The sequence below is a fragment of the Campylobacter sp. BCW_6871 genome (assembly GCF_001762325.1).
Classification (GTDB): Bacteria; Campylobacterota; Campylobacteria; order Campylobacterales; family Campylobacteraceae; genus Campylobacter_D; species Campylobacter_D jejuni.
The window spans coordinates 3,169-3,570 of sequence record NZ_MJWQ01000073.1; the positions used below are offsets into that span (position 1 = coordinate 3,169).

Annotated in this window: 1 protein-coding gene; it reads left to right on the plus strand. The window is 28.6% G+C overall.

The window, feature by feature from the left end:
• On the plus strand, positions 1-402 hold a 402-nt coding region (locus AJ930_RS10645), incomplete at both ends, for a YqiA/YcfP family alpha/beta fold hydrolase (protein ID WP_261659525.1).

Consider the following 402-nt stretch of genomic DNA (forward strand, 5'->3'; position numbering starts at 1 on the left):
AAGATATGAGGTTCAATTTCATCAGCCTAACACTACAAGTGGCTTTAGTGCTACTTTGTTTTATGATAAAGAAAAAGATGAATTTATAGTAGGATTTAGGGGAACTGAAACTGATAATTTTATTAGCTCGATTCAAGATATAGTTCAAGACATAACTCTATCCCTCAATGGCAATATCCAATCTTCTTTTCTTTTAGAATTTTTAGAACAAGTAAATAAAATAATCAAAAACAAACACAAAAGAATTATATTTGTAGGACATTCATTGGGTGGGTATTTAGCTCAAATGGCTTTGATATATTGCGATATTAAATATAAAGACAAATTATCTTTTAGCCCTAATGAAGTTTATACTTTTAATTCCCCTAGTGTTTATGGTTGGAATTTTCCTAATATAGCTAT